The sequence below is a fragment of the Thermus amyloliquefaciens genome, assembly GCF_000744885.1.
Lineage (GTDB): Bacteria > Deinococcota > Deinococci > Deinococcales > Thermaceae > Thermus > Thermus amyloliquefaciens.
Map to the genome: position 1 here is coordinate 637,419 of NZ_JQMV01000003.1, position 24,325 is coordinate 661,743.

A 24,325-nucleotide genomic window follows, 5' to 3' on the forward strand; every position below is an offset into this window, starting at 1 on the left:
CATGAAGATCCTCCGGTTTAACGAGGGGCGTTGGGGCATACTGGAAGGGGAGCTGGTCCTGGAAACCGATGGCCCTGGGGGCAACCCCACGGGGAGGCGCTACGACCTGGCGGCGGTTCGCCTCCTGGTGCCCGCCACCCCCAGCAAGATCGTCTGCGTGGGGCGGAACTACCGGGAGCACATCCGGGAGATGGGCCACGACTTCGGCCAGGATCTGCCCAAGGAACCGGGCCTATTCCTGAAGGCCCCCAACACCCTGGCCCACCCCGGCAACCCCCGGGACCCCTGGAACACGGGGGATGCGGTGCCCTACCCCTTTTTCACCCAGGAGCTCCACTACGAGGGGGAGTTGGCGGTGGTGATCGGGGACCGCATGCGGAACGTGCCCCCGGAAAAGGCCCTGGACCACGTGCTGGGCTACACCATCGCCGTGGACATCACCGCCCGGGATGCCCAGAGGCAGGACCTGCAATGGGTGAGGGCCAAGAGCGCGGACAAGTTCCTGCCCTTAGGCCCCTGGATTGAAACCGATCTGGATCCGCAGAACACCTGGGTGCGCACCTACGTCAACGACCAGCTGCGGCAGGAGGGGCACACCTCCGCCATGATCTTCGGCGTGGCCGAGATCCTGTCCTACATTTCCAGCTTCATGACCCTGGAGCCCATGGACGTGGTCCTCACCGGTACCCCGGAAGGGGTGGGGGCCTTGCAGCCGGGGGACCGGTTGGAGGTGGCCGTGGAGGGCATCGGCACCCTGCACACCCGCATCGGCCCCAAGGAGGAGCGCCCATGGTGAAGGTCCTGGACCTCCACTTCCAGGGAGCGGAACGGGTGATCGCCAGCTTCCTCCTGGACTCCCAGGAGGGGCCGGTGCTGATCGAAACCGGCCCTGAGAGCACCTACCCCCGCCTCGAGGCGGCCCTGAGGCGGGAGGGGGTGGACCCCAGGGAGGTCCGCCACGTCTTCGTGACCCACATCCACCTGGACCACGCCGGGGCCGCTTGGCGGTTTGCCGAGCTTGGGGCCACGGTGTACGTGCACCCACGGGGGGCCCCGCACCTGGTGGACCCCTCGAGGCTCCTGGCCTCCGCGGAGCGCATCTATGGGGCGATGCTGAAGCCCCTCTGGGGGGAGCTGAAGGGGGTTCCCCAGGCGCAGGTGCGGGCCTTGGGGGACGGGGAGACGGTGGAGCTCGGGGGGCTTAGGGTCCAGGCCCTGGAAACCCTGGGCCATGCCTCCCACCACCACGCCTACCTGGTGGGCGGCCTCCTCTTCGCGGGGGACATCGCCGGGGTGCGGATAGCCCCGGGGCCGGTTCTCCCCCCTACCCCGCCCCCCGACATCCACCTGGAAAGCTGGTACGCCTCCTTGGACCGCATCCTGGCCCTCCGGCCCGAGGCCCTCTACCTCACCCACTTCGGCCCCTACCGGGATGTGGAGGCCCACCTCCTGGCCCTGCGGGGGGTTTTGGAGGAGTGGGCGGGTTGGGTCCTGCACCGGCTCAAGGAGGGCCTCCCCCTGGAGGCCATGACGGAGCGCTTTGAGGCCTACTGGCGGGAAGGCCTCTTGCGGGCCGGGGTGGGGGCGGAGGGGATGCGCCTTTACGAGCTGGCCGATCCCCCCTACATGAACCTGCAGGGCTTGGTGCGCTACTGGCAGAAGCACCACCCGGATGCTTTGGCCGAAGGCCAAACACCTTGAGGCCCTGGGATAGGCCTATGCTGAGCCCATTTCCCTTGGGCCGCCCTGCCCGGATGGCGGTGATGGCCTCGGGCCGGGGCACCAACCTGGAGGCTCTCCTGGAGGCCTTCCCCCCCGGAAACCCCTGGGGGGAGGTGGTGCTGGTCCTCTCCGACAACCCGGAGGCCTACGCCCTAAAGCGGGCGGAGAGGCGGGGAGTAGAGGCGGTGGCCATCCCCTGGCGGGGGCGGAGGAGCTTTGAGGCGGAGGCCCAGGCCCTCTTGCGGGCCAGGGGCGTGGACCTGGTCCTCCTGGCCGGCTTCATGCGCCTCCTTTCCCCGGGTTTTGTGGAGGCCTGGTACGGGCGGCTTCTCAACATCCACCCTTCCCTCCTTCCCGACTACCCCGGGCTTCGGGTGCACGAAAGGGTCCTCGAGGGGGGAGAAAAGGAGACCGGCTCCACGGTGCACTTCGTGGACCAGGGCATGGACACCGGCCCCATCGTCCTGCAGGGGCGGGTGCCCGTCCTGCCCGGGGATACCCCGGAAACCCTGGAAAGGCGGGTGCTTTTTCTGGAGCACCGCCTCTACCCCAAGGCGGTGCGCCTGGTCCTCTCCGGGCTCGCCTTCCCCCCAGGGGAGGGCCTGAAGGCCCTTCTTGGGGAGGCCTGGCCCCGCTTCCAGGGGCTTTCCCCGCGGGAGAAGCCCCTCTATCTCCGGGTTGCGGCCCTGCTTTCCGCCTGGGGTTTAAGGGATCGGGTGCCCGCCGCCCTTTTGGGCCAGGGGGGGGACTGGGCCCGGGGTGCCTTCCTCACCGCCCATCTGCTGGCGGAAGACCATCCCGCCTTGCGCCAGGAGCTGGCCCAGCTCCCCGAGGAGGTTCGCCTGAGGGCCGAGGAGGGGTTAAGGCGGGTAGAATTGCCCCTATGAAGGTGCTGGTGGTGGGTTCCGGCGGGAGGGAGCACGCCCTCCTTTGGAAGGCGGCGCAAAGCCCCCTGGTGGATCGCCTCTACGCTGCCCCTGGCAACGCCGGGATGGCCGCTTTGGCCGAGCTGGTTCCCTGGAATGGGGACGTGGAGGTCCTGGCGGAATGGGCTTTGGGCGAGGGGATAGACCTCACCCTGGTGGGTCCTGAGGCCCCCTTGGTGGAGGGCATCGCCGATGCCTTTGAGAAGCGGGGTCTTCGGATCTTCGGCCCCACCCAGAAGGCCGCCATGATCGAGGGCTCCAAGGCCTTTGCCAAGAAGCTCATGGAGCGCTACGGCATCCCCACGGCCCGGTACCGCGTGTTTCAGGATGCCCTCTCCGCCCTGGAGTACGTGGAGCGCGTGGGGGTGCCCATCGTCATCAAGGATTCCGGCCTGGCGGCGGGCAAGGGGGTCACCGTGGCCTTTGACCTGCACACCGCTAAGCAGGCGGTGACGAACCTGCTTTCCGGTCCCGAGGGGGGGGAGGTGGTGGTGGAGGAGTACCTGGAGGGGGAGGAGGCCACGGTGCTGGCCCTCACCGATGGCGAGACCATCTTGCCCCTCCTGCCCTCACAGGACCACAAGCGCCTTCTGGACGGGGACCAGGGTCCCATGACCGGGGGGATGGGGGCGGTGGCTCCCTACCCCATGGACGGGGCCACATTGCGGCGGGTGGAGGAGGAGATCCTAAGGCCCCTCATCCAGGGTCTACGGGCGGAAGGGGTGGTCTACCGGGGGGTGGTCTATGCCGGGCTCATGCTCACCCGGGAAGGCCCTAAGGTGCTGGAGTTCAACGCCCGCTTTGGCGATCCGGAGGCCCAGGCCCTTCTGCCCCTTTTGCAAAGCGACCTGGTGGAGCTGGCCCTAAGGGTGGCGGAGGGGCGGCTTGCGGGGGCCCGGCTTTCCTGGCGGGAAGGGGCCAGCGCCTGCGTGGTCCTGGCGGCCCCCGGCTACCCGGAAAGCCCCAAGAAGGGCATCCCCCTCCGCATCCCTGAGCCCCCCGAGGGGGTTTTGGTGTTCCACGCGGGCACCCGGCGGGAGGGCGAGGCCTTCGTGAGCGCAGGGGGGCGGGTGCTGAACGTGGTGGGCCTGGGGCGCCACCTGGAGGAGGCCCTGAGCCGGGCCTACGCTTACCTTCCCCAGGTGGGTTTCCCCGGGGCTCTTTACCGCCGGGACATCGGGCAGAAGGCCCTGCGGCGGGCTAGTACTTGAGCCGGGCCAGGGGGAGGCGGGCGCAGGCCTGGAGCACTTCCCCCAGGGTCCGGTAGCCCTTGGCCTTGAGGAGGGGGACCATTCCTGCGAAGACCTCTGCGGTCATGAGGGCGTCTCCCAAGGCGGTGTGCCGGCCGATCACGGGCACGCCGAAGCGCTCCGCCAGGGTTTCCAGGCGGTGGTCCTCCAGGTCGGGAAAGAGGAGGTAGGAAAGGAGCAGGGTATCCACCAGGGGGGGTTGGTGGAGGCCCACCCGCTCCAGGAAGGCCATGTCAAAGGCCCCGTTGTGGGCCAGGAGCACCGTGTCCTCCAGGAACAGGCGAAACCCAGGGAGCACCTCCTGCAGCTTGGGTTTTCCCTTCAGCATCTCCCAGGTGAGGCCGTGGACCTCGGTGGAGGCCTTGGGGATGGGGCGCCCAGGGTCCACCAAGGCCTCGAAGACCTCGTGGCGGAGCACCTTTTGCCCCAGGAGGTGGACCGCCCCTAGGGCGATGATGGCGTCCCTTTCCGGATCCAGGCCGGTGGTTTCCAGGTCAAAGGCGGTGTAGAGGAGGCCCTCCAAGGGGGCTTCCTCCAGCTCCTCGGGGGCATGGAGGAGGGAGAGGTCAAAGACCTCGGCCCGGGGGGGAGGGCCGGCCTTGGAGGGGAGCCGGGGCGCCTCCCGGGCGGGGAGGAGGAGGTGGAGGCGGAAGCCCTCGCGCCAGGCGCTGCCACCGGACCGCTCCGCCGCCTCCTTGAGGAGGGGGGGGAGGTCGGGGTGGGGGCTGGGCTGGTGGGGGGTTTGGGCAGGGTGAGGGTGAGGTGGAGCAGGCGGCCCTCCCGCCGCCCTTCCAGGAAGGCCTCTTCCTCATCGCCTATGGCGGCCGCCAGGCCTCGAGCCAGGGCGTAGGTGTCCGCCTGGACCAGGAGGCCCCTGGCCTCCTCCTCCAGGAAAAACCCCGGGGAGACCCCCGTTTCCCGCTCCAGGGCCTGGGCCAGGAGGGCGAAAAGGTCCTCCGCCAGGACCTCCGCCGCCTGGGCCGGGGCTTCCCAGGAGGCCACCAGCTGGCCAAGTTCCCCCGCGGTGGCCCTGGCGGTCTTGAGGAGGGGCTCGAGGGGCGTTCCCCTGGCCTCCTGGCCCAGGGCCTCCGCCAGGGCCTGGAGCCCAGCCAGCTTGTCCCTAAGGCGGTGGAGGAGGGCGGCATCCCACCCTTCCCTTTCCCGGGCCTCCTCCAGGAGGACCAAAAACCCCCCCTCTCCCTCCAAGGGCACCACCTGGAGCCTAAGCGGTCCCCTGGGCCCCTGGGTCAAAAACCTCTCCTCCGGGAGTCCCAGGGCGTGGACCATAAGCCCCCGGTCCAGGAGGCCAAAGAGGCTTTTGCCCACCCCCAGGCCCTCCCCCAGGAGCTCCCGGGCCTTGGGGTTGTAGAGGAGGACCTGGCCCTTGGGGTTGGCCAGCACCACCCCGTGGGGAAGGTGGCCGATGAGGGCGGAAAGCTTCCGCCTTTCCTCTTCCAGGAGGGATTTGGCCTCAGCGATGCGGGCGGCCACCTCCTTTTCCAAGGCCTCCTTTTCCTGGGCCAGGCGGTTGATGAGCTCCGCCAAGGCCCTGAGCTCAAAGGGCCCCCGGAGGCGCAGGCGGTGGCCGGGGTTGGCCAGGACGATCTCCGCCTCCTGGCCCAGGGCCCGGGTGGCGGCCAGATAGCCCAGGAAGACCGGGTAAAGGAGGGCGGCCAGCACCAAGGTGAAGAGGAAGCCCACGAAGAGAAGGGTGGGGAGCTTCTCCCTCGCCAGACGGAGGAGTTCCCTTCCCAGGTCCTCCTCCCCTTGGACCAGGAGGAAGAGGCCAAGCCCCACGGTCCCTCCCACCAGGAGGAGGCCCAGGAGAAGTGCCCCAAGAAAGCGCAAGATCTCCCTCATCTTCCCCCCGCCAGTTCCTCCACCTGGGCCAGGAGGTCCTGGATGCCAAAGGGCTTGGCCATGAAGGCCTCGGCTCCCAGGGCCAGGGCCTTGGCCCGGTCCGCCTCCCGCCCCCGGGCGGTGAGCACCAGGACCTTGGGGCCCTGGGGGAGGGCCTTGGCCCGTTCCAACACGGCGAAGCCATCCATGCCCGGAAGCATGAGGTCCAAGACCATGAGGTCAAAGGCGCCTTGGGCCAAGGCCTCGAGGGCCTCCTCCCCCGTGCGGGCCAGGACCACCTGGTGCCCGGCCTTCTTCAGGAGAAACTCCAAGGGCACCAGAATGCTTTCCTCATCGTCCACCACCAGAATCCTCATGCTCCACCTCCAAGGGGAGGGTGAAGGCGAAGGTGGCCCCTTCCCCCTCCTCCAACCAGATCCGTCCCCCCAGGCTTTCCACCAGCCTCCGGGCCAGGAAAAGCCCGAGACCCGTGCTCCCCGAGAAGCTCTGGAAGGGCTCAAACACCAGGGTTCTGGCCTGGGGGGGCACCCCAGGGCCGTCGTCGGAGACGCGGAAGAGGGCTTCCCGGTTAGCAAGAAGCTCCAGGCGCACCCGGCTTCGGGCGTGGCGCAGGGCATTGTGGAGGAGGTTCAAAAGCACCTGGAGCACCCGGTCCCGGTCCGTGAGGGTTTGGACCTCCGCCAGGTGAGACTCCATTGTAATCCCCCTTTCCCTGGCCAGGGGTTCCACCAGGGCCAGGGCTTCCGCGGCCAGGGCCCGGAGGTCCGTGGGGCCACGGAGGAGGGGCACCCCCGCCTGGAGCCGGGTGTAGGCCAGGACCTCCTCCACCAGGCGGGAGAGCCGGGCGGTTTCCTTGGCCAGGAGGGCCACAAAGCGCCGGCGTTCCTCCTCGGAAAGGTCGGGGTTGGCCTCCAGGATCTCCGCCAGGGCCCGCACGGCGGTGAGGGGGGTTTTGAGCTCGTGGGAGACCGCGGCCAAGAGCTCGTCCTTGGCCTGGTCCAGGGCCTTCAGGCGCTCGTAGGCCTCGGCCAGCTCCTTCCTGGCCTCCTCGAGGGCCTGGGCGTAAGCCCGGAGTTCCCGCGACTCCCGGGCCGCCTCCTCCACCTCCTCCCGCAGGGCTTCCGGGGGAACCGCCCGGGTGACGGAAAGGAGGAGGAGCTTGGCGGTGGCGGGCCCCACGGAGCCCGCCAGCAGGGTTTCCGCAAGCCCCGCCGCTTCCCGGCCTGGGAGGGTGTGGGCCTGGCGGCGGAAGGCCTCCTCCGCCTCCAGCCCCAACACCCGCCGGAGGAGGGCCGCCAGCTCCTCCACCTCCCCCGTGCGCTCCTCCTGCAGGGCCATCCGCCGGGTGAAGAGGGAAACCCCGAGGGTCAAGGCCAGGTTTAGGGTGAGGCTTGCCAGAAAGCCGTGGGTCACGGGGTCCAGGCCCTGGACTCCGAGGAGCCCCTCCGGCCGCAGGAGGGGGTGGGGGCCCTCCAGAAAGAAGGGGGGGAGCCACCCCGAGCGGGCCAGGGCCGGGAGGAACAGGGTGTAGGCCCAGGCCAGGATCCCCCCCAGGAGGCCCGCCAAGGCCCCCTGGGGGGTGGCCCCCTTCCAGAAGAGCCCCAGGAGGCTTGCGGGGGCCAGCTGGGCCACGGCCACGAAGGAGATGAGGCCCATGGCCACCAGGGCGTAGGCCTCCCCCGCCAGGCGGAAGTAGAGGTAGGCCAGGAGCATCACCGCCAGGATGGAGATCCTGCGCCAAAGGAGGAGGCTTCCCAGGGCCCGGAAGCGGAGGAGAAGGGGGGAGAGGAGATGGTTGGAGATGAGGATGGAAAGGGCCAGGCTTTCCACCACCACCATGGCCGTGGCCGCGGAAACCCCCCCCAGGAAGGCGAGCAGGGCCAAGGGGGCGCTCCCCAGCTCCATGGGCAGGGCCAGCACGTAGAGGTCCGGGTTTCCCTCGGGCAGGAGAAGGCGGCCAAAGAGGGCCAGGGGCAGGACGGGCAGGTTGATGAGGAGGAGGTACAGGGGGAAGGCCCAGGCCGCCAGGCGAAGGTGCTGGGGGTCGGTGTTCTCCACCACGCTCACGTGGAACTGGCGGGGCAGGAAGAGGAAGGCCAGGCCGGAGAGGAGGACGAGGCTTACCCACTCCAGGTAACCGGCAAGGCCCTCCGGGGGGAGGAGGAGGGAGAGGAGCTCAGGGCGGTTCTGGACCTGGGGGAAGGGGCTTCCCAGCTGCCACAGCACCACCCCTCCCACGAGGAGGAGGGCCAGGAGCTTCACGAGGGACTCAAAGGCCACCGCCAACACCAGGCCCTGGTGCCGCTCCGAAGGGTCCAGGCGGCGGGTGCCGAAGAGGATGGCGAAGAGGGCCAGGAGCAAGGCGGTGGGCAGGGCGATGTCCGTGAGGGGCTCCTCCTCGCCCCTGAGGAAGAGGAAGGCCTGGGCGATGGCCTTGAGTTGCAGGGCCAGGTAGGGGAGGAGGCCCACCACCAAAAAGCCGGCGGCCAGGGGGCCGAGGAGGCCGTGGCCGAAGCGCAGGTAGAGGAAATCGGCCCAGGAGGTGAGGCGGTGGGCGCGGGCCAGGGAAAGCAGCCTCTCCTGGAGAAACGGCCACAGGAGGAGGACCAGGGTGGGCCCCAGGTAGATGGGGAGGAAGCTGGCCCCCTCCGTGGCCGCCCGGCCCACGCTTCCCATGAAGGTCCAGGCGGTGGCGTAGACCGCCAGGGAAAGGGTGTACGCCCAGGGGCTTTGGGCCAAGGCGCGCCCCCGCCCCTCCCCCAGGAGGGCCACCAGGAAGAGGAGGCCCAGGTACAGGAAAAGGCTCAGAAAGAGGACAAGGGGGTTCATGGGCGGCGGAACAGCAGGTAGGCCAGGAGCACCACCAGGCCCCAGGAGCCGTAAAGGTAGAGGTAAAGGGGAGGAAGCCCCTGGGGCCCAAGGGGCAGGGGGAAGACCAGGCTCACGGGGAAGAGGAAGAGGAAAAGGGCCAGGAGGAAGAGGGCAAGGGCTCTCTCCTTCATCGCAGCTGGAAGCGGTTTGCGGTGCTTTCCTGCATCTCGGCGATGGCCCGGAAGCCTTCCAGGGCCTTCCGCCGTTCCCCGGGGGATAGGCTGGACCAAAGCACCCGGTTGCTCACCTCCCCTCCCTGCTCCAAGGCCTTTAGCTGGTGCTTCAGGCGCAGGGAGAAGAAGAAGCGGAAGGCCTCCTCGAGGCGTTCCGCCCCCTCGAGGCTTAGGGTGCCCCCTTCCGCCGCCACCTTGAGCCTCTCCACCGTGCCCTTGGCCAGGCTTCCCGCCATGAGGGCATACAGCCGGGCCAGGGCCACGATGGGGGCGATGGCGTGCCGCTTCAGGTCCACAAAACCCTCCTCGGTGCGCACCCGGCCGAAGAGGCCCAGGGGGGGACGGAAGGCCAGGCTGGCCTGGGCCAGGTGGTAGAGGAAGACCCCTTTCCGGCTTCCCTCCAGGATGGTCTCCTCCAAAGGCCTTAGGGAAAGGCTACCCGCCGCCTTGCGCAGGTCAAAGAAGATCTGGGTTTCCAGGAGGGCCTGGGGTTCGGGGGCCTCCATCCAGCGGCGGAAGGTATCCTGCCATTCCCCAAGGGGCTTGCGCCAGCGGGTGGCCATGTACCCTCCCTTGCACTCGGGGATGCCCGCCCGGAGGAGTCCTCCCACCACGTGCTCCGCCAGGGCCTGGAAGTAAGCTTCGTGGCCGTCACCTTCCAGAACCAAGGCGTTGTCCTGGTCGGTGAGAAGGGCCTGCTCCCGCCTGCCCTCCGAACCGAAGACCAGGAAGGCGTAGGCCATGGGAGGGGGCCCTTGGGTGGTTTCCGCCTCCCGCACCAGGCGGCGGATGAGGGCGTCGTTCAGGGAGGCCACCACCCGGCCGATCTCCACCCCGCCCAGGCCCCGTTGGAAGAGGGCCTCCACCAAGGAGGCCACCTCGAGGCTATACCGCTCCAGCTCCAGCCTCTCGATCCGCCTTAGGAGGAGGAGGGGGCTTTGCGCCCGGCTCAGGAGGAGGTCGGTGTGGGTGACCACCCCCACCACCCGGTCCCCTTCCGTGAGGGGGAGGTGGTGGATCCCCCGCTCCACCATGGCGGCCAGGGCCTCATAGATGGGGGTGTCCGCGGGAAGGGAGAAAAGGGGGGTGGTCATCACCGCCCCCACGGGGGTGGAAGGGGGGCGGCCCTCCGCCAGGAGCCGGTTCCTTAGGTCCCGGTCCGTGAGGATCCCCAGGGGCTCCCCCTCCACCAGCAGGCTGGAGATGCCCTCTTGGCGCATCCTTCGGGCCGCCTCCTCCACCGTGGCCGAGGGGGGGATGAAGGCGGGTGGGCGGTGCACCAGGTTTCTCACCGGGGCGAAGAGGGAGGGTTCCGGGGCCACCCTAAGCCGCACCCGTTCCACCAGGCCCTGGCCGAAAAAGCGGGCCGCCTCCGGGTAGGCCAAAAGCCTCTGGAAGGCCTCCTTGGGGAAGGCCAGGACCCTGATGGGGGTTTTGGCCACCACGCTTAAGGAAGGGGGCTCCCCGGAGAGGAGGGAGGGGAAGCCGAAAAACTCCCCCGCCTCCAGGGTCCCCACCTCCTCTTCCCCATCCAGAAGAGCCACCTGACCTTCCAGGAGGAGGTAGAGGTTTTGCGCAGGCGCCCCCCCCTGTTCCAAAAGCAAGGAACCTGGGGGATAGACCTCCTCCAGGGCCTCGCGGAGGAGGGCCTCCCGTTCCCTCTCAGGAAGGGTGCTTAGGGGTGGAGTGTTCCGGGGGTCCATAGTTGGGGGTTAGCCAAGCCACCAGGGGTATGAGGTAGGGCAGGGCCACCTGGGCTTGGAGCAGGATTAAAAGGCCTATCCCCAGCATGAAGGCCGGGGGTAGAAGGATGAAAAGCCGCACCACGCGACCAATGCCCGGAGGCGGGAGGGGCCAAAGCCGGTGGTAAAGGATACCCAACCCCATCCCCAAGGCGGTTCCCAGGGCGATCTGGAAAAGCACGCTGGGGGTGGGGAAGGGCAAGCCCAAAAGGTAGTGGCCGCTCAGGTAGAAGCCGAAGAGGACCACCAGGCTTCCCAGGTAAAACCTCAGGTAGAGGAGGGGCATAAGGACATTTTAGGGGGGCGGAAGCCCCCCTTCTTGCTCAGTGTTCCGCCGCTTGGCCTGCTCCTTTCGGGATGCGGATCTCCTCCACCAGGTGCTGGATGTGCTCTGGTGGCGGAGGCGTGGCCCGGGAGACCAGGTAAGCCACGATGAAGTTCAGGATCATGCCGATGACGCCCACGCCCTCGGCGCTGATGCCAAAGAGGTTGGGGATCACCGGGGCTGGGGCCCCGAAGATCTGGGGCGCCCGCATCATCCCGATCATCACCGCGGTGAAGATGAGGCCTACCAGGATGCCGGCGATGGCCCCCTCGCGGTTCATGCGCTTGTCAAAGATCCCGAGGAGGATGGCGGGAAAGAGGCTTGCCGCCGCCAGACCGAAGGCAAAGGCCACCACCTGGGCCACGAAGCCAGGCGGGTTCACCCCGAAGTAGCCGGCCAGGATCACCGCCAGGAGGATCACGATGCGCCCGGCCAGGAGGCGCTGGGCCTCGGTGGCGTTCGGGCGGAAGATGCGGTAGTAGATGTCGTGGGAGATGGCGCTGGACATGGCCAAAAGAAGCCCCGCGGCCGTGGAGAGGGCCGCAGCCAGACCGCCCGCCGCCACCAAGGCGATCACGAAGGGGGAGAGCCGGGCCACCTCCGGGGTGGAAAGGACGATGATGTCGTTGTCCAAGTGGACCTCGTTCTTGCTCTTCTCATCGGGGGTGTTGAAGTCCGGCCTGCCGCCCTTTAAGGCGAAGGCCCGGCCAGGGGCGAAGGTGACCTTGCCGTCCCCGTCCTTGTCCACGAAGGCCAGGAGCTTGGTCTTTTCCCACTTGGCCACCCAGTCGATCTGGCGCACCTCCTCCAGGGTCTTGCCGTTCAGGGTGGAGATGAGGTTGTAGCGGGCGAAGGCCGCCACTGCCGGGGCGGTGGTGTAGAGGAGGGCGATGAAGAGGAGAGCCCAGCCGGCGGAGTAACGGGCGGAGCGCACGTCCGGCACGGTGTAGAAGCGGATGATCACGTGGGGAAGCCCAGCGGTGCCCACCATCAGGGCCAGGGTGATGGCCAGGATGTCGATCATGGGCTTGCCCTGGAAGGGCTTGGTGTACTCGGTGAAGCCCAGGTCCACCTGGATCTGGTTGAGGCGGCTCACCAGGTCGCTGAAGGTGAAGGCCAGCTGGGGAATGGGGTTCCCGGTGAGTACGTTGGCGATGGCGATGGCGGGGATCAGGTAGGCGATGATCAGCACCGAATACTGGGCCACCTGGGTCCAGGTGATGCCCTTCATGCCTCCCAGAACGGCGAAAAAGGCCACCACGGCCACCCCGATGATCACCCCGGTGGCGATGTCCACCTGCAGGAAGCGGCTGAAGACGATGCCCACGCCCCGCATCTGCCCAGCCACGTAGGTGAGGGAGATGAAGATGGTGGCGATGGCCGCCACCGCCCGGGCGGTGTGGGAGTAGTAGCGGTCCCCGATGAAGTCCGGCACCGTGTACTTGCCGTACTTGCGCAGGTAGGGGGCCAGGAGGAGGGCCAGGAGGACGTACCCCCCGGTCCAGCCCATGAGGTAGACCGCACCGTCGTAGCCCATGGAGGAGATGAGGCCCGCCATGGAGATGAAGCTGGCCGCGGACATCCAGTCGGCGGCGGTGGCGGCTCCGTTGGCGATGGCGGGTACCCCGCGGCCCGCCACGTAGAACCCTGCGGTTTCCCGCACCCTCGAGGCGTAGCCGATGTAAATGTAGGCGGCAAAGGTCAGGCCTACAATGATATAGGTCCAGGTTTCAACGCTCATCTTCCACCCCTACTCATGCACCCCGTAGTGCCGGTCCAGCTGATCCATCTTCCAGGCGTAGTAGAAGATGAGGATCACGAAGACGTAGATGCTTCCCTGCTGCGCGAACCAGAAACCCAGGGGAAGCCCTCCCAGGCGGATGCCGTTCAGGGGCTCCACCAGGAGGATGCCGAAGACGTACGAAACCAGCGCCCAGATGAGGAGCAGGTTTCGTATGAGCGAGGTGTTGGCCTTCCAGTACTCCTCTGTTTTGTGCATAGCTCCCTCCCCCGCTTGGGAAGCGCTTTTGCGCCTCCTTTTGTCAGCTTCCCTCGCGGTTAGCGGCCATCTTAGGAAAGGATGAGGGGGGTGTCAAGAAACCTTGGCTTTGCGGGCATGCGAAAAAGGTGGGGTTTCCCCACGCAAAGGGGGGCGGGGCTTCCCCGCCCCCCCGCGGAGGGAAGGCTACTCCTCGAGGGTGGAAAGGTCCCCGGGGTCGCGGCCCAGCTCCTTGGCCTTCAAGAGCCGCCTGAGGATCTTGCCGGAGCGGGTCTTGGGGAGCTTGTCCAGGAAAACCACCTCCGAAGGGGTGGCGATGGGCCCCAGTTCCCGACGGACATGGGCCACCAGGTTTTCCTTGAGCTCCTCCGAGGGAGCCTGGCCCAGGCGGAGGACCACAAAGGCCTTGATGGCCTCCCCCTTGAGGGGGTCGGGCACCCCGATCACCGCCGCCTCGGCCACCGCAGGGTGGGACACCAAGGCGCTTTCCACATCGGCGGTGCCGATGCGGTGGCCCGCCACGTTCAAGACGTCGTCCGCCCGGCCCAGGACGCTGAAGTAACCCTCCTCGTCCTTGCTGGCCACATCGCCCGCCACGTAGACGTTCCCCGGCACCTCCCGCCAGTACTGGAGGTAGCGGTCGTGGTTGCCCCAGACGGTGCGCATCATGTGGGGGAAGGGGCGCTTGAGCACCAGGAGCCCTCCTTGGCCCGGGGCTACCGGCTTCCCCTCCTCGTCCACCACCTCCGCCTCCACCCCCGGCAGGGCCACCCCGGCGAAACCGGGCTTGGCCGGGAGCACGAGGGGGGTGCCCAGGGTGGGGCCCCCCAGCTCCGTCTGCCACCAGTTGTCGGCCACGAAGCCCCGCCTGCCCCCCTCCACCAGGTGCTGGTAGGCCCAGCGCAGGGCCTCGGGGTTTAGGGGTTCCCCGGCCACGGCGATGAGGCGCAAGGAGGAGAGGTCGTACTTCCCGGGCCACTCGGGGCCGTACTTCATGAAAAGGCGCACCGCGGTGGGGGCGGTGAACATCACGTTCACCCGGTGGCGTTCCACCGCTTGCCAGAAGGCCCCGGGGTCGGGGTAGTCGGGGGCGCCCTCCCGGAGGACGCTGGTCACCCCTTCCAGGAGGGGGGCGTAGACGATGTAGGAGTGGCCCACGATCCAGCCGATGTCGCTGGTGGCCCAGTAGACGTCGTCGTCCTTCACGTCAAAGAAGGTGCGGAGGTGGTAGGTGGTGCCCACCATGTACCCCCCGTGCACGTGCACCACGCCCTTGGGCTTTCCCGTGGAGCCCGAGGTGTAGAGGATGAAGAGGGGATGCTCCGCGTCCACCATCTCCGCCCGGGCCTCCGGGGGGTGGCTCCAGAGGAGCTCCTGGAAGTCGTGGTGGCCTTCGGGGAGCTCCGTCCGGATGGCCCTTTGGAACCAGACCACCTGGAGGGGGAGGTCCTTGATGGCCTCCTCCACGATGGAGCGGAGGTCCACCCCCTTGCCCCTCCGGTAGCTCACGTCCCCGGCGATGAGGAGTTTGGCCCCCGCGTCCAGGATGCGCTCGCGCAAGGCGGAAACCCCAAGCCCCGCGTAGACCACGCTGTGGATGGCTCCCAGGTAGGCGGTGGCCAGCATGGCCAGCACCCCCTCGAGGGTCAGGGGCATGTAGATGACCACCCGGTCCCCCTTCGCCACCCCCAGGCGCTTAAGCCCCGTGGCCAGGCGGCGCACCCGGTCCAGGAGTTCCCCATAGGTGAGCTTCTCCTCCCGCCCGTCCTCGGAGAGGTAGAGGAGGGCCACCTTGTTCCTGAGGCCCCTTTCCACGTTCCGTTCCAGGGCGTTGTAGACGGCGTTGGTGGTGCCCCCCAAGAACCAGCGGTGCTCGGGAAGGTTCCACTCCAGCACCCTTTCAAAGGGCTTCTCCCAATAGAACCTCTTGGCCCACGCCCCCCAGAACCCCTCGGGGTCCTCGAGGCTTTGCCGGTAGACCTCGGAAAAGTTCTGGAGATTTGCCTTGCGGCGCACCTCCTCTGGGGCCCAAAGCCGTTCCTCTGCCTTAAGAAGCTTTTCCACCGCCATACTCCTCCTCCAAGGCGGAAACATCCCCGGGGTCTAGGCCCAGGAGTTCCGCCTTCAATAGCCGCCTTAGGATCTTGCCGCTTCGGGTGCGGGGTAGGCGCTCCACGAAGACGATCCGGGGTGGGGGCACCGGTCCCAGGTGCCGCAGGAGGTGGGCCTTGATCTTCTCCGCCAGTAGGGCCTTGAGCTCCTCGGGCACCTCCTTCCTGGGGACGGCAAAGACCACGATCTCCTCCCCCTCCTCCCCAGGGATGCCAATGGCGGCGGCCTCCGCCACCTGGGGGTGGGTGAGGGCGGCCGCCTCCACCTCGGCGGTGCCCAGCCGGGCCTCCCCTACCTTAATGACCTCGTCCGTGCGTCCCAGGATGCGGAAATAGCCCTCCTCGTCCCAGGTGGCGAGGTCCCCCGTCCAGTACAGCCCTCCCCGCCAGGGGCTTTCCCCCCCGAGGAGGTCCACCATGTGGGCGGGCCCCGCCCTGAGGAGGACCAGGTGGCCCTTGGCCCCTGGGGGCAGGACCCGGCTCTCGGCGTCCACCACCCGGGCCTCCACCCCGGGCATGGGGACGCCCACAAAGCCGGGCTTGGCGGGAAGGGTGAGGGGCGTGGCCAGGGCGGGAGTCCCCAGCTCCGTCTGCCACCAGTTGTCCAGGGGCCAGGCCAGGTTCTCCCGGGTCCAGCGCCACACCTCCGGGGCTAAGGCCTCGCCCACGCTTCCCACCAGGCGCAAGGAGGTGGGCCGGGCTTCCCCGTGGCGGCGGAGGGTGCGGAGCACCGTGGGGGAGGTGAGGAGCACGTCCACCCCAAGGCGCCCCAGCCTTTCGTAAAAGGCCGCGGGGCTGGGGTGGTCCGGCCGGTCCTCCACCAGGAGGCTGGTACCCCCCAGGAAGAGGGGGGCATAGAGGCCGAAGGAGTGCCCCACCACCCAGAAGAGGTCGGCGGTGGTGTGGAAGACCTCCCCCGGCTTCAGGTCAAAGAGGTACCGGAGGGCCCAGCTCACCCCCACCATGTACCCCCCGTGGCCGTGGACCACCCCCTTGGGCCTTCCCGTGGAGCCCGAGGTGTGGAGGATGAAGAGGGGGTGCTGGGCGGGAACGGGGACGGCCTCCGCGGGCTTCCCCTCCGAGGCCCTTTCCAGGAACTCCGTGGTGCCCCGGGTGTGCCAGAGCACGGGCAGGTCAAGGCCCGCAAGGGCTGCCTCCACCACCGGCCTCAAGGGGATGAGCTGGCCCCGGCGGAAGTAACCGTCGGCGGCGATCAACAGGCGGGCTTGGCTTTGCCAAAGCCTTTCCCTAAGGGCTTCCGGACCTAGGCCCACGGGTAGGGCCACGTGGACCGCCCCTATCCGGGCCAAGGCCAGGAGGCTTAGGGCCGCCTCCACCCCGGTGGGCAGGTAGAGGGCCACCCGGTCCCCAGGCCTTACCCCCAGGCCCAGGAGCACCCCGGCCAGGCGGGCGGAGAGGTCGCGCAGTTCCCGGTAGGTCCATTTGGCAACCTCCCCCTCCCCGTCCAGGGTGAGGAGGGCCACCTGCTGGGCCCTTTCGGGCAGGTGGCGGTCCAGGGCGTTGAGGGCGGCGTTGGTGCGCCCTCCCGCAAACCAGGTGCGGCTTTCCGGATCAAAAGCCCTTTGCCAGGGGGTTTCCCAATGGAACTCCCTGGCGAAGCCGCCAAAAAAGGCCTCGGGGTCCTCGAGGCTCGCCCGGTGGGCCTCGGGGTAATCCCTGAGGTTGGCCCTTTCCCGCAAGGGGGGAGGGGGCGTGAGCACCTCCACCCTCAGGTTGGCCTCCGGGGGCGGGGGCAGGGAGGGGGGCTCTGGCGGCTTGAGGTACGGGGAAACCTGGGCCACCTCGGAAAGGGAGCGGGCCAGGCGGCTGAAGGCAAAGGGGAAGCGCCGGGCGGGAACCACCACCCCTAAGGCCCCCAGAAGCTTGCCCTCCGGGTCAAAAAGCGGGGCCGCCAGGGCGGAAAGCCCCGGGGCGTACTCCTCCATTTCCACCGCCAGGCCGGACTCCCGGATGCGGGTGAGCTCCGCCTCGAGGGCCTGGGGGTCCGTGAGGGTGTAGGGGGTTTTGGGGACCAGGGGAGGCAGGGGGAGGGCCCCGTAGGCCAGGAGCACCTTGCCCAGGGCCAGGGCGTGGACCTCCTTCGGCAGGGCATCGCCCAGGGGGTGGGGCTGGCCCTGCCGCCCCCGGGTTTTCAGCCGGATCCCTTCCGGGGTCAGAAGGGCCAGGTAGCACCGCTCCCGGGTGCGGAGGTAAAGTTCCTCCAAGGCCTCCTCCAGGGGCGTGGTCTCCAGCCGGAGGGGCTTGGCCTGGCCCAGGCGGTACCCCCTTTCCGTCTTCACGGCGAAGCCCTCCTCCGCCAGGCTGTTCAGCAGGGCGTAGGCGGTGGAGAGGCTCTTGCCCAGGACGCGGGCCACCTCCTTCACCTCCACCCCTTCCGGGTGCTCGGCCAGGTAGGCCAGGATGCGCAAGGCCGCTTGGACCGTGGAGAGGCTTCTCTTCCTGGCCATTTGCGTCCATGTTCTTTTGCTAGGGCCCTCATGTCAAGAAAAGAGGGGTTTGGTACATGGTGAAAAACCCCCCTTTTCTTGACCCCATCCCGGGAGGGGCCTATCCTGAAAAGCCAAAGGAGGGGATATGGACCGGATTGAAGGCGTTCTCAAGGAGGAGCGGGTCTTCTATCCCAGCGAAGCCTTCCGCCAGCAGGCCCACATCAAGAGCGAGGAGGAGTACCAGCGCCTGTACGAGGAAAGCCTAAAGGACCCGGAGGGCTTCTGGGGACGGGTGGCCTCCGAGCTCCACTGGTTCCATCCCTGGCAGAAGGTCTTGGAGGGGGACCTGCCCCACCCCAAGTGGTTCGTGGGGGGCAGGACCAACCTCGCCTACAACGCCCTGGACCGCCACGTGGCCACCTGGCGCCGCAACAAGGCGGCCCTCATCTGGGAGGGGGAACCGGGGGAGGAGAGGGTCCTCACCTACCACGACCTCTGGCGGGAGGTGCAGAAGTTTGCCAACGTTCTGAAGCGCCTGGGGGTCAAGAAGGGAGACCGGGTCACCATCTACCTGCCCATGATCCCCGAGGCGGCCATCGCCATGCTGGCCTGCACCCGCATCGGGGCCATCCACTCCGTGGTCTTCGGCGGTTTCTCCAGCGGGGCCCTGGCCGAGCGCATCCGGGACGCGGAGGCCAAGGTGCTCATCACCGCGGACGGGGGCTACCGCCGCGGGCAGGTGGTGCCCCTGAAGCAAAACGCGGACGAGGCCCTGCGGGAGGTCTCCAGCGTGGAGCACGTGGTGGTGGTGCGCCGCACCGGGGAGGAGGTGCCCTGGACCCCGGGCCGGGACCACTGGTGGCACGAGCTCATGGAGGCGGCCTCCGACCGCTGCGAGGCGGAGCCCATGGAGGCGGAGGAGCCCCTTTTCATCCTTTACACCTCTGGCTCCACGGGGAAGCCCAAGGGGGTCCTGCACACCCTGGGCGGCTACATGACCTACGTCTACCTCACCACCAAGCTGGTCTTTGACCTGAAGGACGAGGATGTGTACTGGTGCACCGCGGACGTGGGCTGGATCACCGGCCACTCCTACGTGGTCTACGGGCCCCTTTTGAACGGGGCCACCACGGTGATGTACGAGGGGGCCCCCAACTGGCCCGAGCCTGACCGCTTCTGGCAGATCGTGGACAAGTACGGGGTGAACATCCTCTATACCGCTCCCACCGCCATCCGGGCCTTTATGAAGTGGGGGGAGGGCTGGCCCCTGAAGCACCGGCTGGACTCCTTGCGCCTCCTTGGCACCGTGGGGGAGCCCATCAACCCCGAGGCCTGGCTTTGGTACTACCAGGTGATCGGCAAGGGGCGGTGCCCCATCGTGGACACCTGGTGGCAGACGGAGACCGGGGGCATCATGATCACCACCCTGCCCGGGGCCCACCCCATGAAGCCGGGGCATGCGGGCAAACCCTTCTTTGGGGTGAAGCCGGAGATCCTGGACGCGGAGCACAAGCCCGTGGAGAATCCGGATGAGGGTGGTCACCTTTGCATCACCCGTCCCTGGCCCAGCATGCTCCGCACCGTCTGGGGGGACCCTGACCGCTTCCTGCAACAGTACTTCAGCCAGCATCCCGGCAACTACTTCACCGGGGATGGGGCCAGGCGGGATAAGGACGGGTACTACCTCATCCTGGGCCGGGTGGACGACGTCTTGAACGTGGCCGGGCACCGGCTGGGCACCATGGAGATTGAGTCCGCCTTGGTGTCCCATCCCGCGGTGGCCGAGGCGGCGGTGGTGGGCCGCCCCGATCCCTTGAAGGGGGAGGCCATCGTGGCCTTCGTGACCCTCAAGGAGGGCCATGCGCCTTCTGAGTCCCTGCGGGATGAGATCAAGGCCCACGTGGCCAAGGTGATCGGTCCCATCGCCCGGCCCGACGAGGTGCGCTTCACGGATGCCCTGCCCAAGACCCGCTCCGGCAAGATCATGCGCCGCCTCCTGCGGCAGATCGCCGCCGGGGAGAAGGAGATCAAGGGGGATACCTCCACCCTCGAGGACCGGTCGGTGGTGGAGCGCCTCAAGGAAGGGGCCTGACCCTTCGGGGGCAAGGGGGGCCGGGGATCCCCGGCCCCCCTTGGGTTTTGCGGGGGGCCTGGCTACTGGGCCGGGCTCTTGTGCACGTGAACCACCTTCCACCCCTCAGGGAAGCGCACCGCCACCCGGCTTTCGTTCACCGTCCGGTGCTTAAGCCCCCCCTCCTCCTCCACGGTGAGGAGGAGGGTGTAGGTGAAGATGGCCACGTCCCCGTAACGCTGGAGGCGCTTTTCCAAGAGGTCAATCCGGTAGGGCCTGCCCCCCGTGGCAAAGCGGCGCTCCGTCATGTAGAGGTGGAAGGGGAGGCCGTCCAGCCGGTGCGGGGTCACGAACCACTCGTAAAGGGAGAGCTCCTCGTGGGTGGTGGCCCGGTAGCCCTCAGGATCCCCCTCATAGATGCTCCTTAGGTGCCTTTCCAGAAAATCCCAGAGTTCCGCTTCGCCTTCCATCCCCACCTCCTCCTTAGCCCTTTCCGCGGATACCTAGGAGCGCGGGTTGCGGGCTTGGGTGATCCGCCGTGATGGTCCCGGGGCCTCCGCCGTGGCTTGGGCCACACGGGGTAGCCAAGAAGGTGCCTTTTCCCGCCCTGGCGGGGCCTTCTCACCTCCCAGGTTGGTACTCCCCCCACTCCTCCCTCAAGACCCCACAGACCTCCCCCAAGGTGGCCCGGCGGCGGAAGGCCTCGAGGACGTAGGGGAAGAGGTTCTCCTCCCCCCTGGCGGCCTGGCGCAACCTTTCCAGGCCCACCCGCACGCTTTCCCCGTCCCGCTTGGCCTTGAACTCCGCCAGTTCCCGCTTGCGCCTTTCGTGGAGCTCGGGGTCGATGCGCTGCACCGGGGTGGGCTCGTTGAGGGGGCTTTGGGGGTCGGCGAAGCGGTTCACCCCCACGATGATGCGCTTCCCCTCCTCCACCTCCTTCTGGAACTGCCAAGCGGATTCCTCGAGGGCCCGCTGGAAATACCCCGCCTCCACCGCGGCCACCGCCCCCCCCAGGGCGTCGATCTCCCGGATGAGCCTTTCCGCCTCCCGTTCCAGCTCCTCCGTGAGGTGCTCCACGTAGAAGCTTCCCCCCAGGGGGTCCACCGCCCGGGTCACCCCGCTCTCGTAGGCCAGGATCTGCTGGGTGCGGAGGGCGAGAAGGGCGCTTTTCTCCGTGGGGAGGCCCAGGGCCTCGTCGTAGGCATTGGTGTGGAGGCTCTGGGTGCCCCCCAGCACCGCCGCCAGGGCCTGGTAGGCGGTGCGCACCACGTTGTTCAAGGGTTCCTGGGCGGTGAGGGTGGAGCCTCCCGTTTGCGTGTGGAAGCGGAGCATCCAGCTCTTGGGGTCCTTGGCCCCGAACTCCTCCCGCATGATGCGGGCCCAAAGCCTTCTGGCGGCGCGGAACTTGGCGGCCTCCTCAAAGATATCCCCGTGGGCGGCGAAGAAGAAGGAGAGCCTGGGGGCGAACTCGTCCACCTCTAGGCCCCGCTCCAGGGCGGCCCGCACGTAGGCCTTGCCGTCCGCCAGGGTGAAGGCGATCTCCTGGGCGGCGGTGGAGCCCGCCTCGCGGATGTGGTAGCCGGAGATGGAGATGGTGTTCCACCTGGGCACGTGGCGGGCGCAGAACTCAAAGATGTCGGTCACCAGGCGCATGGAGGGCCCTGGAGGGTAGATGTAGGTGCCCCGGGCGAAGTACTCCTTGAGGATGTCGTTTTGCACGGTGCCGGAGACCTTGTCCCAGGAAACCCCCTGGGCCTCCGCCACCAGGAGGTAGAGGGCCAGGAGCATCATGGCGGGGGCGTTGATGGTCATGCTGGTGGAAACCCGGTCCAAGGGGATGCCCTCGAAAAGCTTTTGCATGTCCTCCAGGGTGGCGATGGACACCCCCACCCGGCCCACCTCCCCCACGCTCATGGGGTGGTCGGGATCCAGGCCCAGCTGGGTGGGCAGGTCAAAGGCCACGCTTAGGCCCGTCTGGCCCTGGGCCAGGAGGTATCGGTAGCGGGCGTTGGACTCCTCCGCGGTGGAGAAGCCCGCATACTGGCGCATGGTCCAGAGCCTGTCCAGGTACATCCGGGGGTAGATGCCCCGGGTAAAGGGATACTCCCCAGGGCGGCCCAGCTTTTCCCGGTAACCTTCGGGCAGGGATTCAAAGAGGCCTTCCATGCCCTAGTTTTACAGGAAAATCCGCACGAGGAAAAGGAAGAGGAAGAGGACCCCGAAAAGCAAGAGGAGGGGCGGCAGCAGCAGGCTGTACATGGCCAGCACCAGGGCCAGGAAGTCCTTCCAGTCAGGCTTGATCTCCCCCTTCATCCCTTTAGCCTACCCCTTTGGGGCGTGGCGATGGGGGGGCAAGGCTTTACCCGTGGATAGCTATTGCCGGTGTTTGCTAGGATTGGGCCATGGCCCTCTCCAAGAACACCCGCAAGATGCTCAAGGTGTTGGCACGGCGCGGGGCGCCGGAGGTGCTCTTCGCCCTAAGCCGCGGAACCTCCCGCTTTTCCGACCTGGAGTCCTTCCTGGGCCTTTCCCCTCGGACCTTGGCGGAGCGGCTTCGGGAGCTCCACCTTCTGGGGTTCGTCCAGCGGCAGGCCTACCCTGAGGTGCCCCCCCGGGTAGAATACCTCTTGACCCCGCGGGGCAAGCGGGTTTTGGAATTTTTGGGCGAGTTGGATGCGATATTGGATGTGGTACAGGAGGGGAAGCGGTGAAAGCTAGAGCCATCGTGGTGACGTCGGGCAAGGGGGGCGTGGGGAAGACCACCACCACCGCCAACCTGGGGGCGGCCTTGGCCAAGCTGGGGGAGAAGGTGGCGGTGGTGGACGTGGACGTGGGCCTCCGCAACCTGGATGTGGTCATGGGCCTCGAGGGCCGGGTGGTCTTTGACCTCATCGACGTGCTGGAGGGGCGGGCCAAGGTGCGCCAGGCCCTGATCCGGGACAAGCGCGTGGAGAACCTCTTCCTCCTCCCCGCCTCCCAGACCAAGGACAAGGAGGCCCTGGACCCCGCCAGGTTCCGGGAGCTGGTACACCACCTTTTGACGGAGGAGGGCTTTGACCGGGTGCTCATAGATTCCCCCGCCGGCATTGAGAAGGGTTTCCAGACCGCCGCCACCCCGGCGGAAGGGGCCTTGGTGGTGGTGAACCCGGAGGTGAGTAGCGTCCGCGACGCTGACCGCATCATCGGCCTGCTCGAGGCCCGGGAGATCCGGGAAAACTTCCTCATCATCAACCGCTTGAGGCCCAAGATGGTGGCCCGGGGGGACATGCTCTCCGTGGAGGACGTGGTGGAGATCCTGGGGCTTAAGCCCATCGGCATCATCCCCGAGGACGAGCAGGTGCTCATCTCCACCAACCAGGGGGAGCCCTTGGTGCTTAAAGGGACGAGCCCAGCCGCCATCGCTTACATGGAGACCGCCCGCAGGATCCGCGGGGAGGAGGTACCCTTCCGCAACCTGGAGGAGGCCCAGGGGCTTTTGTCGGTGATCCGTAGGCTCTTCGGAGGTCGCTGATGTGGTGGCGGAGGAAGAGCAAGGAGAAGGCCAAGGAAAGGCTCAAGCTGGTGCTGGCCTACGACCGGGCCAAGCTTTCCCCGGGCCTGGTGGAGAACCTGAAGCGGGACCTTCTGGAGGTGCTCCGCCGCTACTTCCCCGCCCAGGAGGAGGGGCTTTCCGTGGCCCTGGAGGAGCGGGGGGAGAAGATGGTCCTGATCGCCGATATTCCCCTACGGTAAAAACCCATGGTCCTCCGCCGCCCAAACCTCTTGGCCTACGACTGGGGCCTGATTCTCCTGGCGGTAACCATCGCCGTTTTGGGGCTTTTCAACCTGCGAAGCGCCGCCCCTGAGCCTGGCCTTTTGAGCCGCCAGCTTTTGGCCTTCGGCCTGGGCCTCCTCCTGGCGGTGGGGGTGCAGTTCTTTTCCCGCCGCCAGGTCTTCGCCCTGGCCTACCCCCTTTACGCCCTTTCCCTTCTCCTTTTGGTGGCCGTGCTGGCCTTTGGTCGGGAGATCAACGGGGCCAAGGCCTGGTTCGTCCTGGGACCCTTGCAGTTCCAGCCCCTGGAGCTGGCCAAGCTGGGCCTCATCCTGGCCTTGGCCCGGCTTCTGGAGGCCCGGGAGGTGCGCCGGGTTTCGGATTATCTCCTGCCCGGCCTCCTGACGGCACCCGTGGTCCTGCTCCTCCTCCTCCAGCCGGACCTGGGGGGGAGCCTGGTGGTGCTCTTTGGCGTCTTTGCCGTCCTCTTTGTGCGGGGCCTGCCCTGGAGGCACCTTTGGGTGGGCGTTCTCGCCCTGGTGCTCCTGGTGCCCACCGTGGTCTGGCCCAACCTCAAGCCCTACCAGCGGGAGCGGGTCCTCATCGTCTTGGACCCCTACCGGGACCCCCTGGGCCAGGGCTTTCAGGTGATCCAGTCCACCATCGCCATCGGCTCCGGAGGGCTTTTCGGCAAAGGGTATGGCCAGGGTACCCAAACCCAGCTGGGCTTTGTCCCCTTCCGCCACACGGACTTCGTCTTCGCCGTTTTTGCGGAGGAGTGGGGGTTTGTGGGTTCGCTGGCCCTCCTGGGGCTTTACGCCCTCCTCCTGGTGCGGCTCTTGGCCATGGCCTTGGAGTGCCCCCGGCTTGCCGACCGCCTCTTCCTGGCCGGGGTGGGGGGGATGCTGGGCTTCCAGGTGGTGGTGAACCTGGGGGTGGCGTTGGGGGTAATGCCGGTGACGGGCTTAACCCTCCCCCTTTTCTCCTACGGGGGTTCCAGCCTCATGGCCACCCTCCTTTCCCTGGGGCTGGTCCTTTTGGTGCACCGGGACCGGGCTGCGCCCTGAGTACCCC

The 24,325-nt window shown here is 67.8% G+C and carries 23 protein-coding genes; 9 read left to right on the plus strand and 14 right to left on the minus strand.

Annotation, left to right across the window (positions count from 1 at the left end):
• The first annotated feature begins 1 nt into the window (after position 1).
• Genes BS74_RS03700 through purD form a run of 4 tightly spaced genes read left to right on the plus strand, consistent with a single transcriptional unit; the run spans position 2 to position 3,859 of the window.
• Complete coding sequence (locus BS74_RS03700) at positions 2 to 796, plus strand: fumarylacetoacetate hydrolase family protein (RefSeq protein ID WP_038056175.1); 795 nt, start codon at positions 2 to 4, stop codon at positions 794 to 796.
• On the plus strand, positions 790 to 1,701 hold the full coding sequence (locus BS74_RS03705; RefSeq protein ID WP_038056177.1) for an MBL fold metallo-hydrolase: 912 nt from the start codon (positions 790 to 792) through the stop codon (positions 1,699 to 1,701). The genes BS74_RS03700 and BS74_RS03705 overlap by 7 nt, the downstream gene beginning before the upstream one ends.
• A 17-nt stretch (positions 1,702 to 1,718) precedes the next feature.
• Entirely contained in the window at positions 1,719 to 2,609 is an 891-nt protein-coding gene (purN, locus tag BS74_RS03710) for a phosphoribosylglycinamide formyltransferase (RefSeq protein ID WP_185747684.1), read from the plus strand.
• Positions 2,606 to 3,859 carry a phosphoribosylamine--glycine ligase gene (purD, locus tag BS74_RS03715; RefSeq protein ID WP_038056179.1) on the plus strand — a complete coding sequence of 418 codons (1,254 nt, stop codon included), beginning with the start codon at positions 2,606 to 2,608 and terminating at the stop codon, positions 3,857 to 3,859. The genes purN and purD overlap by 4 nt, the downstream gene beginning before the upstream one ends.
• Here the strand turns inward: purD and BS74_RS12300 are convergent.
• The 11 genes from BS74_RS12300 to BS74_RS03760 form a co-directional block, all read right to left on the minus strand.
• Positions 3,849 to 4,421 (minus strand): 3'-5' exonuclease, encoded by a 573-nt coding sequence (locus BS74_RS12300; protein WP_245606131.1) that lies wholly within the window; start codon positions 4,419 to 4,421, stop codon positions 3,849 to 3,851. The two genes, purD and BS74_RS12300, sit on opposite strands and share 11 nt — an antisense overlap.
• Complete coding sequence (locus BS74_RS12940) at positions 4,343 to 5,758, minus strand: sensor histidine kinase family protein (RefSeq protein WP_281173166.1); 1,416 nt, start codon at positions 5,756 to 5,758, stop codon at positions 4,343 to 4,345. Before BS74_RS12940 ends, BS74_RS12300 begins: the two co-directional genes overlap by 79 nt.
• Complete coding sequence (locus BS74_RS03725; RefSeq protein ID WP_038056186.1) at positions 5,755 to 6,114, minus strand: response regulator transcription factor; 360 nt, start codon at positions 6,112 to 6,114, stop codon at positions 5,755 to 5,757. The genes BS74_RS12940 and BS74_RS03725 overlap by 4 nt, the downstream gene beginning before the upstream one ends.
• Complete coding sequence (locus BS74_RS03730) at positions 6,089 to 8,587, minus strand: ATP-binding protein (RefSeq protein WP_038056188.1); 2,499 nt, start codon at positions 8,585 to 8,587, stop codon at positions 6,089 to 6,091. Before BS74_RS03730 ends, BS74_RS03725 begins: the two co-directional genes overlap by 26 nt.
• On the minus strand, positions 8,584 to 8,760 hold the full coding sequence (locus BS74_RS11855) for a hypothetical protein (protein ID WP_185747685.1): 177 nt from the start codon (positions 8,758 to 8,760) through the stop codon (positions 8,584 to 8,586). The genes BS74_RS03730 and BS74_RS11855 overlap by 4 nt, the downstream gene beginning before the upstream one ends.
• Complete coding sequence (locus BS74_RS03735; RefSeq protein ID WP_038056190.1) at positions 8,757 to 10,505, minus strand: DUF294 nucleotidyltransferase-like domain-containing protein; 1,749 nt, start codon at positions 10,503 to 10,505, stop codon at positions 8,757 to 8,759. The genes BS74_RS11855 and BS74_RS03735 overlap by 4 nt, the downstream gene beginning before the upstream one ends.
• Entirely contained in the window at positions 10,465 to 10,830 is a 366-nt protein-coding gene (locus BS74_RS03740) for a hypothetical protein (protein ID WP_038056192.1), read from the minus strand. Before BS74_RS03740 ends, BS74_RS03735 begins: the two co-directional genes overlap by 41 nt.
• Positions 10,831 to 10,867: 37 nt before the next feature.
• Positions 10,868 to 12,610, minus strand: coding sequence for a sodium:solute symporter family protein (locus BS74_RS03745; protein ID WP_038056194.1), 1,743 nt, complete (start codon positions 12,608 to 12,610; stop codon positions 10,868 to 10,870).
• A 9-nt stretch (positions 12,611 to 12,619) separates the two neighbouring features.
• Entirely contained in the window at positions 12,620 to 12,868 is a 249-nt protein-coding gene (locus tag BS74_RS03750; RefSeq protein ID WP_038056196.1) for a DUF4212 domain-containing protein, read from the minus strand.
• 186 nt (positions 12,869 to 13,054) lie between these two features.
• Positions 13,055 to 14,938 (minus strand): acetate--CoA ligase, encoded by a 1,884-nt coding sequence (acs, locus tag BS74_RS03755; protein ID WP_038056198.1) that lies wholly within the window; start codon positions 14,936 to 14,938, stop codon positions 13,055 to 13,057.
• A complete protein-coding gene (locus BS74_RS03760) occupies positions 14,916 to 17,447 on the minus strand; it encodes an AMP-binding protein (RefSeq protein WP_038056203.1) in 2,532 nt (843 codons plus the stop codon). The genes acs (BS74_RS03755) and BS74_RS03760 overlap by 23 nt, the downstream gene beginning before the upstream one ends.
• A gap of 127 nt (positions 17,448 to 17,574) precedes the next feature.
• Between BS74_RS03760 and acs (BS74_RS03765) the strand changes: the two genes are divergently transcribed.
• Entirely contained in the window at positions 17,575 to 19,521 is a 1,947-nt protein-coding gene (gene acs / locus BS74_RS03765; RefSeq protein WP_038056205.1) for an acetate--CoA ligase, read from the plus strand.
• Positions 19,522 to 19,583: 62 nt separating this feature from the next.
• On the opposite strand, the gene BS74_RS03770 is transcribed toward acs (BS74_RS03765), so the two are convergent.
• The 3 genes from BS74_RS03770 to BS74_RS11860 form a co-directional block, all read right to left on the minus strand.
• Positions 19,584 to 19,970: a nuclear transport factor 2 family protein gene (locus tag BS74_RS03770; RefSeq protein WP_038056206.1), complete on the minus strand. Its 387-nt coding sequence runs from the start codon at positions 19,968 to 19,970 to the stop codon at positions 19,584 to 19,586.
• Between the two features lie 151 nt (positions 19,971 to 20,121).
• The gene (locus BS74_RS03775; protein WP_038056208.1) at positions 20,122 to 21,666 is read right to left on the minus strand and encodes an acyl-CoA mutase large subunit family protein; all 1,545 of its coding nucleotides are present in this window, start codon (positions 21,664 to 21,666) and stop codon (positions 20,122 to 20,124) included.
• A 9-nt stretch (positions 21,667 to 21,675) separates the two neighbouring features.
• Positions 21,676 to 21,813 (minus strand): hypothetical protein, encoded by a 138-nt coding sequence (locus tag BS74_RS11860; protein ID WP_185747686.1) that lies wholly within the window; start codon positions 21,811 to 21,813, stop codon positions 21,676 to 21,678.
• A gap of 89 nt (positions 21,814 to 21,902) precedes the next feature.
• Between BS74_RS11860 and BS74_RS03780 the strand changes: the two genes are divergently transcribed.
• From BS74_RS03780 to rodA, 4 genes are read left to right on the plus strand one after another with little or no spacing between them, the layout of a single operon-like run.
• Positions 21,903 to 22,211 carry a winged helix-turn-helix transcriptional regulator gene (locus BS74_RS03780; RefSeq protein ID WP_038056210.1) on the plus strand — a complete coding sequence of 103 codons (309 nt, stop codon included), beginning with the start codon at positions 21,903 to 21,905 and terminating at the stop codon, positions 22,209 to 22,211.
• The gene (minD, locus tag BS74_RS03785; protein ID WP_038056211.1) at positions 22,208 to 23,011 is read left to right on the plus strand and encodes a septum site-determining protein MinD; all 804 of its coding nucleotides are present in this window, start codon (positions 22,208 to 22,210) and stop codon (positions 23,009 to 23,011) included. Before BS74_RS03780 ends, minD begins: the two co-directional genes overlap by 4 nt.
• Positions 23,011 to 23,232: a cell division topological specificity factor MinE gene (minE, locus tag BS74_RS03790; RefSeq protein ID WP_038056213.1), complete on the plus strand. Its 222-nt coding sequence runs from the start codon at positions 23,011 to 23,013 to the stop codon at positions 23,230 to 23,232. The genes minD and minE overlap by 1 nt, the downstream gene beginning before the upstream one ends.
• Positions 23,233 to 23,238: 6 nt before the next feature.
• Positions 23,239 to 24,318 carry a rod shape-determining protein RodA gene (gene rodA / locus BS74_RS03795; protein WP_038056215.1) on the plus strand — a complete coding sequence of 360 codons (1,080 nt, stop codon included), beginning with the start codon at positions 23,239 to 23,241 and terminating at the stop codon, positions 24,316 to 24,318.
• Positions 24,319 to 24,325 lie beyond the last annotated feature (7 nt).

Bases quoted from the DNA above. Each gene is read 5' to 3' on its own strand.
- BS74_RS03770 (WP_038056206.1), bottom strand. From the start codon at position 19,970: ATGGAAGGCGAAGCGGAACTCTGGGATTTTCTGGAAAGGCACCTAAGG.
- BS74_RS11855 (WP_185747685.1), bottom strand. From the start codon at position 8,760: ATGAAGGAGAGAGCCCTTGCCCTCTTCCTCCTGGCCCTTTTCCTCTTC.
- BS74_RS03780 (WP_038056210.1), top strand. From the start codon at position 21,903: ATGGCCCTCTCCAAGAACACCCGCAAGATGCTCAAGGTGTTGGCACGG.
- BS74_RS03705 (WP_038056177.1), top strand. From the start codon at position 790: ATGGTGAAGGTCCTGGACCTCCACTTCCAGGGAGCGGAACGGGTGATC.
- BS74_RS03775 (WP_038056208.1), bottom strand. From the start codon at position 21,666: ATGGAAGGCCTCTTTGAATCCCTGCCCGAAGGTTACCGGGAAAAGCTG.
- BS74_RS03730 (WP_038056188.1), bottom strand. From the start codon at position 8,587: ATGAACCCCCTTGTCCTCTTTCTGAGCCTTTTCCTGTACCTGGGCCTC.
- purD (WP_038056179.1), top strand. From the start codon at position 2,606: ATGAAGGTGCTGGTGGTGGGTTCCGGCGGGAGGGAGCACGCCCTCCTT.
- BS74_RS03750 (WP_038056196.1), bottom strand. From the start codon at position 12,868: ATGCACAAAACAGAGGAGTACTGGAAGGCCAACACCTCGCTCATACGA.
- BS74_RS03760 (WP_038056203.1), bottom strand. From the start codon at position 17,447: ATGGCCAGGAAGAGAAGCCTCTCCACGGTCCAAGCGGCCTTGCGCATC.
- BS74_RS12940 (WP_281173166.1), bottom strand. From the start codon at position 5,758: ATGAGGGAGATCTTGCGCTTTCTTGGGGCACTTCTCCTGGGCCTCCTC.
- purN (WP_185747684.1), top strand. From the start codon at position 1,719: ATGCTGAGCCCATTTCCCTTGGGCCGCCCTGCCCGGATGGCGGTGATG.
- BS74_RS03700 (WP_038056175.1), top strand. From the start codon at position 2: ATGAAGATCCTCCGGTTTAACGAGGGGCGTTGGGGCATACTGGAAGGG.
- BS74_RS11860 (WP_185747686.1), bottom strand. From the start codon at position 21,813: ATGAAGGGGGAGATCAAGCCTGACTGGAAGGACTTCCTGGCCCTGGTG.
- rodA (WP_038056215.1), top strand. From the start codon at position 23,239: ATGGTCCTCCGCCGCCCAAACCTCTTGGCCTACGACTGGGGCCTGATT.
- BS74_RS03735 (WP_038056190.1), bottom strand. From the start codon at position 10,505: ATGGACCCCCGGAACACTCCACCCCTAAGCACCCTTCCTGAGAGGGAA.
- BS74_RS03740 (WP_038056192.1), bottom strand. From the start codon at position 10,830: ATGCCCCTCCTCTACCTGAGGTTTTACCTGGGAAGCCTGGTGGTCCTC.
- acs (WP_038056205.1), top strand. From the start codon at position 17,575: ATGGACCGGATTGAAGGCGTTCTCAAGGAGGAGCGGGTCTTCTATCCC.
- acs (WP_038056198.1), bottom strand. From the start codon at position 14,938: ATGGCGGTGGAAAAGCTTCTTAAGGCAGAGGAACGGCTTTGGGCCCCA.
- BS74_RS03725 (WP_038056186.1), bottom strand. From the start codon at position 6,114: ATGAGGATTCTGGTGGTGGACGATGAGGAAAGCATTCTGGTGCCCTTG.
- minE (WP_038056213.1), top strand. From the start codon at position 23,011: ATGTGGTGGCGGAGGAAGAGCAAGGAGAAGGCCAAGGAAAGGCTCAAG.
- BS74_RS03745 (WP_038056194.1), bottom strand. From the start codon at position 12,610: ATGAGCGTTGAAACCTGGACCTATATCATTGTAGGCCTGACCTTTGCC.